This window comes from Bradyrhizobium sp. 139, from assembly GCF_023074175.1.
In the GTDB taxonomy this organism is placed as follows: domain Bacteria; phylum Pseudomonadota; class Alphaproteobacteria; order Rhizobiales; family Xanthobacteraceae; genus Bradyrhizobium.
This window is the reverse complement of record NZ_JADPKS010000146.1, coordinates 1-10,218: the sequence shown is the minus strand read 5'-3', so window position 1 is coordinate 10,218 and position 10,218 is coordinate 1. Positions and strand designations below refer to the sequence as shown.

Genomic DNA, 10,218 nt, shown 5'->3' with positions numbered 1-10,218 from the left:
CCTTTTTGCTGTCCAATCCCATCCGAAGCCTCCGTCCTAAGCGGAGGCTTCGCACAGCCATCCCAGTCCCGAAGCAAGGGTTCCCGCTTAGCGCTTACCTACAACTTGCGGCGCATCCTCGCCTGGCTGAGAGCCCTTTGGCTGCCTCATCGTGACCGCACTCATAGCAGTCATCAGCCTGCACCCAGCATTGAACCCGGCTTCTTAACATGGCGTAATCGCGGCTGACCGCTTCTCGAAGGCTCGAGATCCAGTAGGATGATCTGCCTCGGTGGATTATCGAAAGGAAGCAAACTCATGAAGCAGTATGTCGGTTTGGACATCTCTATGGAAGAGACCAGCATTTGCGTTTTAGACCACGACGGCGGCGTGACATTCGAGGGTAACGTGCCCACCAATCCAGAGGCCATCGCTAAACTCTTGCGGCGGCATGCCGGCAATGCTGAGCGAATCGTTTTTGAAACCGGCGCGCTCTCCAATTGGCTTTGGCACCAGCTCAGGTCGCTGGGCTTTCCAGTTATTTGCCTTGACGCGCGTCATGCCCACGCAGCGCTATCGATGCGCATTAACAAGTCGGACCAGAACGATGCCAAGGGGTTGGCCGAAATGGCCCGCATGGGATGGTACCGGGAAGCTGCCGTGAAGGGGGCGGAGAACTGGAAAACCCGTTCGATGCTGGCGGCTCGAACCAAGCTGGTGAATTTGCGGCGCGACCTCGACAACCAGATGCGTGGTCTCTGCAAGGGGCTGGGAATAGTACTCGGCAGGGCTGGTTCGACCAACCTGGCTCGCAAAGTCAACGCCGTGCTTGCTAACGCGCCGGATTTGCAAGATATCTTCGCGCCGCTACTCCTTGCCCAGTCCTGCCTGACCGAGCAAATCGAGAAGTTTGATCGGCAACTCCTGGCCATGGCAAAAGGCGACCAAACTGTCCAGCGAATGCTGACCGTTCCAGGCATTGGTCCCCTGACTGCCCTGTCCTTTGTTGTTACTATCGACGACCCCACTCGCTTCAGACATTCGGCCGACGTTGGCGCCTATCTCGGCTTGACACCAAGACGTTATCAATCCGGTGAAATCGATCGCACTGGCCGCATCTCCAAACGCGGCAGCCACCGGTTCGAACTTATTTGTTCGAGGCCGCGAACGTCCTGCTGACCGTTGTCCGGCGCGGTTCTGCGCTCAAGCGCTGGGGCAACAAACTGGCCAAACGCATCGGCGCCAAAAAGGCCAAGGTTGCTCTCGCGCGCAAAATGGCTGTCATCCTCCATGCCATCTGGACCGATGGCACCGAGTTCCAGGCAGAGATGCGCGCCGCATGATCCAGTCTTAGACGAATCCAGATCCGCCTCGGCGGAACATGCGTCCCTGCCGGGACGAAGGTGTTGGCAATCTCGAAGTCGCCCCTGCGGGCGGTAACGCACCGCGCTCTTAACATCGAGATGCCGCACTTCTTGAACGCCATCATGCGGCGCTCCTGCATAGAGACGACCGCGGAAAGAACCATGAACCCGGCAGCGGATCATTTTTGTCGATCGGGGTTGGCACCGTGCCCGCGATTAAAGAACGGACGACTAGTGAAGGGCCATTATTGTGCGCAGCTGTATGCTGGGCATCAATAAAGAGCTACATGCTAGAATCTGTCAGGGTTCCAAAACGCTTGTCTAGCTAGCTAGAGCAATAGATCAATGAGACGGGCGCTGCCTTAAAGTTTTACGGCGCTATCCGTTCCAGAAGCTAGGTCAGATTCTGGGCTCACTCGACAATCTCCCGTCAGTCGAAGTACGTACGAGCATTGAACAGTTCGTCATGTTCATTGAATACTCCTCTGTTGCCATTGCTGACTCAGTCGCAGGGCGAGCAGAGAACATACCGTCCCGCGCATGGTGGCCGCTCTCGTTGAATGCGCCGTGGGCCACTCCTGGCCACATCTCGGGCCAGAACTCTTCCGTTTCATATTCGACTCAACGTCAGCGCGACTGTCTAAGCGCGGCCAGAAGAGCCGCATATTTCTATTGAGTATTAGGTCAATGACATACAAAGAGTTGGGCTTCACTTTCAATCCTCCTCAGATGTTTCGCCCCGTCTGCTCCCAATAAGGATCACGCAGCCGCCTCTTGAAGATCTTGCCAGAGTCTTCGCGCGGCAGAGAGGTGTGAATCTCGATATGCCTTGGGACCTTGTAGTCAGCCAGTGATATCTTCAGTCTTGCGCGTATGTCGATGACGTCCAGCTTAGCCCCAGGCTGCGGCTCGACCAATGCCATCAGCGTTTCGCCAAATTCCGGGTCGGGAATGCCGAACACAGCGCAGTCGAGGACCCCGGGTACCCTGTGCAGTGCCGCCTCAATCTCGGCGGGATATATGTTGACGCCACCCGAAATAACTACATCTTGCTTCCGGTCACACAGAAAGACATACCCGTCGACGTCAATGTAACCGACATCACCGGAGGTGATGAAACCGTCCAGCTCGATCTCGCCGCGCTTCTCCAGCTTGTTGTGGTATGTAAAATCCGGGTATGATGCGGCGCGGGAATAGATCTCCCCGATTTCTCCTGTCGGCAACACGCGTCCTTCTGCGCCTACGACACGTAACTCGACGTCTGGCAAGACTTTGCCGACCGTTCCTGGCCTCGCTAGAGCGTCCTGCGAGGTTGCAAAGGTTACGGCCCCCGATTCGGTAGAGCCGTAAAACTCGTAAATGACAGGTCCCCACCATTCGATCATGGCGCGCTTCACATAGGCTGGACAGGGCGCGGCCGCACTGACCACGTGACGCAACGAGGATGTGTCGTATCTATTGCGCACAGTTTCGGGCAGTCTCATCAGGCGTATGAACATCGTCGGCACCATCAAGATAGTGTCGACCTTCTCTGTCTCGATCAGGCGCAACAGCTCCTCGGACTCAAAGCGGGGCATTAGCACCAGCACGCCACCGAGGCGGCTCGAATGAATCCCGAAAAAGTTGGACGCCGAGTGGTACAGTGGCCCTGGCAGCAGGGCCCGTACCCCATGCCCATAGATCATTGCGCGCCGACGCTCCAAGGCCGCATTCTGCTCGAGGTTAGGTGCCGCACGACGCACCCCTTTGGGGTGACCTGTTGTACCAGACGTGTAGATCATGCTCATTGGCCCCTGTATGGCGACCTCCCGATAGCGCGGTTGCTCCGCCAGCCACTCTTCGAAGTCCGTTGCGAAATCCGGTTTTTCCAGTTGCTCAGGATCTACCTGGTAGGCGACGATAACTTCGTGTGGAGGCGCTACGCTCAAGACGTAGACGCTGTTCGGGATGGCATCATCCAATTGATGCAAAAGGTCACCATGGCCGATCAAGACCGATGCGGCGCAATCCTTCAGAATATATTTGATCTCCTCCGGCTTGAAATGCCAATTTATGGGTACGGCATAGGCGCCGAGCTGGATAGCGGCATGTGCCACCTCGATGAACGCAATGTCATTTCGCATTAACATGCAAACGCGGTCCCCCCGTCGCACGCCGAGCCGATTGAGACCGCCAGCAATACGCTTGGCGCGATCAGCGACATCAGGATGGCTGCGCCGTCGTTTACCGGAAATGATGCCAAGAAAGAGTTGGGATGCTCCGCTCATCGTTTGTTCTTTCTGTGAAGTGGGGACGGGAGATCATCAGTTCAGAGCGGCGTTTGCGAGCAAGCATCGAATTGAGCGTGCGCTTTTGGCTACTCATCATGGCGGGTGGGTTTCCCAATTGAGGGGCGCGTATTACACTCCGCCCTGGGAATAAGAGTGTGCGGAAGATCTGGGACCGATATTTCGGGTGACGGGTCGGAGTGAGCGGCTGGCAAGACGCGTCATAGTGAGCTCCTTTGCATCAAGGCGACGACCATCAAAGTGTCCCACACTGCGCCACCCAAATAAACTACGCACCTTGGTGCTTGACGCGCAGCGGAATGGTTTGCAGATCCGCCGCTATCTCGCGACTGGCCGGTGGCCCTACGTCAAAGAAACTGAACGAGGCGCAGCCGATTGCGGTTAGTAAGCACCGTGATCAACTCGGCAAGCTATGTCGTTAGGTTGATCTGCAACGGGTAAGCTCCCGCACCACATGTTCAAAGAGCAATGTCTCGCGAGCCTCTTTGTTCCGGTAGTTGCAGCCGGGACCCTCTGATCCCATATTGCTGGTCATCGCATCTCGCGCAACGTGAATGGAGAATTCAATGCACCAGCGATCTCATAGTGGTCAGGGGTTCCAAAGGACCGGTGTAATTCAAAATGAGCGAGCCGTATATGGATGCCGATCGCGGCTTCGGCCATTGTCGGTGGGACCGGCGGCGAGTATGCGCATCGCCGAAGGCCTTCGTTCCGATCGGTGATGGCCATTTCGACAAGAGCATGCCGCAAAAGAAGATCCGATGAGGGGCCTCGTGCTTGTTTCAAGGCGCGGGTTGCGCGTGCTCGGAGTCGCGAACTGAAATCTTCAGATCCCGTACGTCGGATTTCAATTCGCCGGGCCGTCGCCCCAGAACAATGGAAAGATGCCAGGATGTGCGCGAAGGTGCCGAACTCTCGTTGCTCCGACGAAGCCCGCATCGGCGTGCTAGGAGATCTCTTGAACGAGCGGTACTCCGTCCGTGCATTCCTACAGCGAGAGGTGCCACGCGAAGTCGTCGAGCACGTGCTGCGAACAGCCCAGCGCACCGCATCCTGGTGCAACAGCCAGCCGTGGCAGGTTATCATTGCGAGCGCGGAGGCAAGAGAACGATTTCGAAAAGAGATCTACGCGGAAGCCTCGCGCGGCTTGGGCAGCGACTACGATTTCGCCCCGCCGCGCGAATACGTGGGGGTGTACCTGGAGCGCCGCCGCAAGTGCGGCTTGCAGCTCTACAACGCGCTCGGCATTCCGAGAGGCGACAAGGCGGCTTATGCGAAACAGGCGCTCGAGAACTATAACTTCTTTGGCGCGCCGCATGTCGCCATTGTTCACTCCAACGGGCCACTCGGCATCTATGGCGCAATCGATTGCGGCGCGTACGTCTCCAATTTCATGCTGGCGGCACAGGCGCTCGGGCTCGGTACCATTCCTCAGGCAGCCCTTGCGCGCCACTCTGGCCTGATCCGTCGCCACTTCGGGCTATCAGACGATCGCCGTATCGTTTGCGGCATCTCCTTCGGGTATGCTGACCATGCCCACAAGGCAAACAGCTACCGGACATCGCGCGCAAACCTGGCTGAAACGGTGACATTTGTAAGCGACTAGACGATCAGCTAGATTAGACCGAAGACGCAACCGGATCTGGTCGTGGTGCAGGGATGGCACTGACCGCATTGACTGGCTCGACTTGGCCGGGATTGGGATCTGTCGATCCCTTTGGGGTGAGCGTCATCTACGGATTTTGAGCAAGCTGCCGGCCTGATGGACAGCAACCTCACAAGAGGGGATCATATCCGTGGCGAGGGAGCCCGAATACCCGAAGAGCGATATCATCGCGAGAATGCGCCGCAGGTGCGACCGCACATGGCAGACTCCCGCATATCGGCGTGGGAGACGTCTCAAGCTCGCCGCGCCAACGGGCGTACGACCGATGTCCCAAGGACCGGGGTGCGAGGGTTACGTTGAGATGCGTCATAACCGGCCGAGAGCGACGGCGGGGAGCCGTCAGGGCAAGGAACGGGCGAATTTATCGCGTCGGCAAAAGGATTCCCTTCCGGAGACGGAAGCGCGGCTGAAGAAGAGAGTGCCGGCGGAGCGAACATTTAATACCGTTGTTCAGCTTCGAGGTTGAGCAGTCGTGGTCGGATCCTCATTAGATCGTACTCTGGACCCACTCTTGCTCTGGATACGACCCGAAGGTTCACCCTATATATGAATGCGCTGCACCGGCGGCCTGGCTAGTCCGATTAGTGAGCGCGAATAGGCGCATCGCCACGAGGCCTCCGTTAATGCGCTCGGAAAGGACGGGTGCCGCTGATCGACGCGTCCAGGCCACTCATTCCACTGATCGCCCAGACACATCACATTACCGGCCTCGGCGACTCGCTGTGTCGAACATGCGCGCATCTAGAACTCTGGCGTAAGGTGGTGTTAGTACTCAGAAGAGTTCGAGCTTGATCTCGCCCGACACCTCGACAATGCATTCCGGTTGATCGCCGTTCTTGGACAGCGCGTACTTGATGGCTTGGAGACGGTTTACGAATATGCCTCCAAAAGCCCCGTTCTGTTCCCATGCCACCCAGTTGCCGTGGTAATCTCTCCCAATAAACACACTTGATCCGAGAGGGCTGCAGCACGCAATTTCGTAAGACTCTTTGACCATGGCTTATATGCCCGATTAGACGTATGCTGACTAGCCGATCAGAGTCCGAGTCCAAGTCTAGACTGACGTTTTGTAGCCGCAGCACGACCGATAGACCTGCCGCGACTTCGTCCCTTGGAAGAACGGCCGTGTGGATCCAACTAGACGAGCATGACGCGACCCCCTGTTGCCTTTTTGGCTGAGTTCGTTCGCAGCAAACGGATGTTCTACCAAAGGATACATGCCTTAGCCTGGATGAGCATGCGACTTCATCCCCTATAGCGCCTTTTGTTAACCATACGATCTTTGCTTGTTATCGCGGAGAAGCATTCGGTTTCGAATGCGAAGAGTACAGCACAACTGAAGGGATGCTTCCTACCAAGTTCTGTAGGGAGGAGAAGAAGGTGAAGAGCCTCCACCCGCGACAAAGGTTGCTTCATGCGAAAGCCTGTGATGAAGCCGCTATCTGTCAGCTGGACTGCTGATCCTTCCATCAAATCGCCAGCCGAAGCGACTGCAGCGACATCGGGCGCCTGGCCAGCTATTAGGTAGCGCAAGGCGTCTTCCTCGAAAAAGACGTCGCCCTTGAGAAGGAAGCAGTCGCCGGAAAAGAAGGGCATCACGCCCAGCCATAGTGAATATGCGCTGCCGGTCCGGTCGAAAGCATCTGGCTCGACATAGTTGATCTTAAACCCCTCCGAAACCGCAGAGGTATTGGAGCATCTTTGCGATAGCTGACGACGATCGTCACCTCGGTCACGCCGACTGCTCCAAGATTGCACAATGCCTTCTGAAGGATCCGTGTGCAATTGACCTAGACCAGGAGCTTAGGTCACAGATCGGTTAGAGGGCTTGACCTTGCCCCTCGGGCTTAATCCAGTTTGAAGTTCGTTCTGGCCCACGACAAGGACCAGAGCATGAAGCGCAGCCGCTTTACGGAAGAACAGATCATCGGGAGTTTGAAGGAACATGAGGCCGGCGTGTCGGTCGCCGATCTTTGCCGCAAGCATGGCGTCAGCGACGCCAGCATCTACAAATGGAAGGCCAAGTTCGGTGGGCTGGAGGTGTCGGAGGCCAAGCTGCTGAAGACGCTGGAGGACGAGAACACGCGGCTGAAACGGTTGCTGGCCGACTCCATGCTGGACAATGCGGCGTTGAAGGACCTCTTGGGAAAGAAATGGTGACGCCCGCGGCCAAGCGGAAAGCTGTCGCGCATCTCGTGGATGCCCACGGGATGAGCGAACGGCGGGCGTGTAAAGCCATCGGCTGCTGCCGCATGACCATGAGATACCAGACGACCCGGGCGGACGAAGCCGGCCTTCGCCAACGCATGAGGGCGATCGCCCAGGAGCGCCGTCGCTTCGGCTATCGGCGCCTGCACGTTCTGCTCAAGCGTGAGGGATTTGCGATCAACCACATGGCCTAATCGCACGCGCGAAGCTGAGGCAGAATGTTCTCCTCAGTGCAAACGAGGAGCATGTGATGACCCTTTATGTTGGTTTGGACGTATCGCAAAAGGAGACGGAAATTTGTGTGATCGACGGCGACGGTCGGCGCACTTGGCGGGGCAATGCTCCTCGGAGCCGGAGTGCATCGCAATGGCGCTGCGCGAGCACGCTCCAGACGCGGTTCGGGTTGGTATGGAAACCGGGCCGCTGGCGATCTGGCTTTGGCATGGGCTGCGCGCTCTCGACGTTCCAATCGACTGCATCCACGCGCGCCATGTCGCGGCGGCGCTCTCGCTACAAGTTAACAAGACGGATGTGAACGATGCATTTGGGATCGCGCAAGTGGTGCGCTCCGGTTGGTACCGGCCCGTCGCCATCAAGAGCCTGCAGAGCTGTCGTATCCGAGCCCTGCTCTCAGCCAGAAGCGAACTCGTCGCGATTCGTACGACGCTTTACAATCAAATTCGTGGTCTACTGAAGACCTTCGGCGTGGTGCTCGCAGCCGGTAAGGGTGGAACGTTCGAGCGCGCAGTGCTCACGCGATGTCCGAAGGACCCCTTGATCCGAAGCGCCATTGACGCGCTGCTTGAGCCTTGGCGTGTTGCAGGAGAGCGCAGGCAGAGGCTCGATTCGCAGCTTCTACGTCTCGCGCGCACCGATGAGGCCTGCCAGCGCATGATAACGATCCCCGGTGTAGGCGCGATTACTGCATTGACGTTCACGACGGCCGTAGACGATCCTAACCGCTTCTCCCGATCCACTGATGTCGGAGCGTTTCTCGGCCTGACACCTCGGCGCTATCAATCCGGCGAGGTCGATATCTCTGGCCGGATATCCAAGTCAGGCGACCGCATGGCGCGAAGCCTTCTGTTCGAGGCGGCCAACGCGCTCATGACGCGCGTGCGCAAAGATAGTGCACTCCGCCGTTGGGGGCAGCAATTGATGGCTCGGATCGGGTCGCGAAAGGCCAAGGTCGCCGTGGCGCGCAAACTCGCCATCATCCTGCACCGTATCTGGCTGGATGGCACGGAGTTCGCAGCTGCGCCGGCTAGCTGAGCCTAGCTAGCCAAGCCAGTATCTCTGTAGATCGTCCTGGAAGGACGCTGGCCGGATCATCCCGTAACTTCTTGGGCGGCTTCAGACCGCGGGAATCACATGGGGAGATCCACTGGCGAGGGCCATGATGAGGCGGCACATTCTTCCAACCTCGAAGACGACAAGGTCCGGCACCCAGGGCAATTGACAGCGATTAGACGACAAGAAGCTGTTCCGGCTCTACCGGGAAGAGAGGCTTGCGGTGCGTCGCCGTGGCGGCCGCAAGCGGGCGATCGGGACCCGGGCGCCGATGACGGTGGCGATGGCGCCGAATGACCGCTGGTCGCTCGACTTCGTGTCGGATCAGCTCACCGATGGCCGCCGCTTCCGCATCCTCACCGTCGTCGATGATTGCACCCGCGAGTGCCTGGCGCTGGTGGCCGACACCTCGCTCTCCGGCACCCGCGTGGCGCGGGAGCTGGACCGGCTGATGATCAAACGTGGCAAGCCGAAGATGGTGGTCAGCGACAACGGCAGCGAACTCACCAGCAACGCCATTCTCGCGTGGGCCGACCAGAGCCATGTCGCATGGCACTACATCGCGCCAGGCAAACCCATGCAGAACGCCTTCATCGAGAGCTTCATGTATAGACGGCCCCGCGGATGCAAGGGATTTTTGGCAGCATACTTTGGATACCGGTCGGGTGCGTTCATGTATACGGCCTGTTAGTGCGACCGATGCCATGGCCGCTGGCCCTGATGGAGATCGCGGATCGAGGCCTCATCAACGGGTCGCGCTTGTGCGCTTAAAGCTCTTCGGGCTTGCTCGATCCCCAGCTCCGCCGGTTTCCATCATGCTGTCATTTGCCCTCACATCATAAGGTGGCCAGGATACGCGGAAAGTTAAGCCGCGAGCTTAGGCCGATAGAATTCCCCGGTGGTCATCATTGCCCAGATGATCCGGGCAAATTTGTTGGCAACGGCGATGGCGACCACCATGGGCCGAAGCCGTTCAAGCAGGGCTTCGATCCAGCCGCCTCCGACCCTGGCGCGTGCCTTTGGGTACCGAACGACGTTACGTGCTCCGATCACAAGCAAGTGCCTGAGATAGGAATCGCCCTGTTTTGTTATCCTGCCCAGCCGATCCTTCCCGCCAGTTGAATTCTGCTTAGGTGTCAGGCCAAGCCAGGCCGCGAACTCTCGCCCGGAGCGAAACATTGTCGGGTCCGGCACGGTCGCAGCGAGAGCCGTGGCCGTTATGGGACCAATGCCGGGAATCGAGGACAACAACTGCGCCATCGGATTAGGGTCTGTACCTAATTAGCGATCTCTGATTCCATGGCGCCGAGTTGATTCGGGCCCGGGGGACTTCGATGCGCAAAGGACTGTTCTGGCTGAACGACAAGCAGTGGGCTCAGATAGGGCCGCATCTGCCAACGAACCAGACAGGCCCGGCGCGCGA

The 10,218-nt window shown here is 58.1% G+C and carries 4 protein-coding genes and 4 pseudogenes; 6 read left to right on the top strand and 2 right to left on the bottom strand.

Features of this window, described 5'->3' with window-relative positions:
* Window positions 1-297: 297 nt before the first annotated feature.
* Both IVA80_RS31530 and IVA80_RS38740 read left to right on the top strand, forming a co-directional pair.
* Entirely contained in the window at window positions 298-1,158 is an 861-nt protein-coding gene (locus tag IVA80_RS31530; protein WP_346348042.1) for an IS110 family transposase, read from the top strand.
* Window positions 1,131-1,322, top strand: a complete 192-nt coding sequence (locus tag IVA80_RS38740) for a hypothetical protein (RefSeq protein ID WP_346348041.1) — start codon at window positions 1,131-1,133, stop codon at window positions 1,320-1,322. The genes IVA80_RS31530 and IVA80_RS38740 overlap by 28 nt, the downstream gene beginning before the upstream one ends.
* 746 nt (window positions 1,323-2,068) lie before the next feature.
* Here IVA80_RS38740 and IVA80_RS31525 read toward each other — a convergent pair.
* Window positions 2,069-3,610: an acyl-CoA synthetase gene (locus IVA80_RS31525; protein WP_247438767.1), complete on the bottom strand. Its 1,542-nt coding sequence runs from the start codon at window positions 3,608-3,610 to the stop codon at window positions 2,069-2,071.
* A 913-nt stretch (window positions 3,611-4,523) separates the two neighbouring features.
* Between IVA80_RS31525 and IVA80_RS31520 the strand changes: the two genes are divergently transcribed.
* From IVA80_RS31520 to IVA80_RS31505, 4 genes and pseudogenes are all read left to right on the top strand, one after another.
* The gene (locus IVA80_RS31520; protein WP_247438765.1) at window positions 4,524-5,237 is read left to right on the top strand and encodes a nitroreductase; all 714 of its coding nucleotides are present in this window, start codon (window positions 4,524-4,526) and stop codon (window positions 5,235-5,237) included.
* Window positions 5,238-7,190: 1,953 nt separating this feature from the next.
* A pseudogene (locus IVA80_RS31515) lies at window positions 7,191-7,690 on the top strand (transposase); the annotation flags it as partial.
* A 65-nt stretch (window positions 7,691-7,755) separates the two neighbouring features.
* Window positions 7,756-8,777 (top strand): annotated as a pseudogene (locus tag IVA80_RS31510) (IS110 family transposase).
* Window positions 8,778-8,970: 193 nt separating this feature from the next.
* Window positions 8,971-9,399, top strand: a pseudogene (locus IVA80_RS31505) (DDE-type integrase/transposase/recombinase); the annotation flags it as partial.
* Window positions 9,400-9,659: 260 nt separating this feature from the next.
* Here the strand turns inward: IVA80_RS31505 and IVA80_RS31500 are convergent.
* Window positions 9,660-10,052: pseudogene (locus tag IVA80_RS31500) on the bottom strand (IS110 family transposase); the annotation flags it as partial.
* Between the last annotated feature and the right edge of the window lie 166 nt (window positions 10,053-10,218).

Coding starts and splice junctions, on each gene's coding strand:
- IVA80_RS31530 (WP_346348042.1), top strand. CDS start 298: ATGAAGCAGTATGTCGGTTTGGACATCTCTATGGAAGAGACCAGCATT.
- IVA80_RS31520 (WP_247438765.1), top strand. CDS start 4,524: ATGTGCGCGAAGGTGCCGAACTCTCGTTGCTCCGACGAAGCCCGCATC.
- IVA80_RS31525 (WP_247438767.1), bottom strand. CDS start 3,610: ATGAGCGGAGCATCCCAACTCTTTCTTGGCATCATTTCCGGTAAACGA.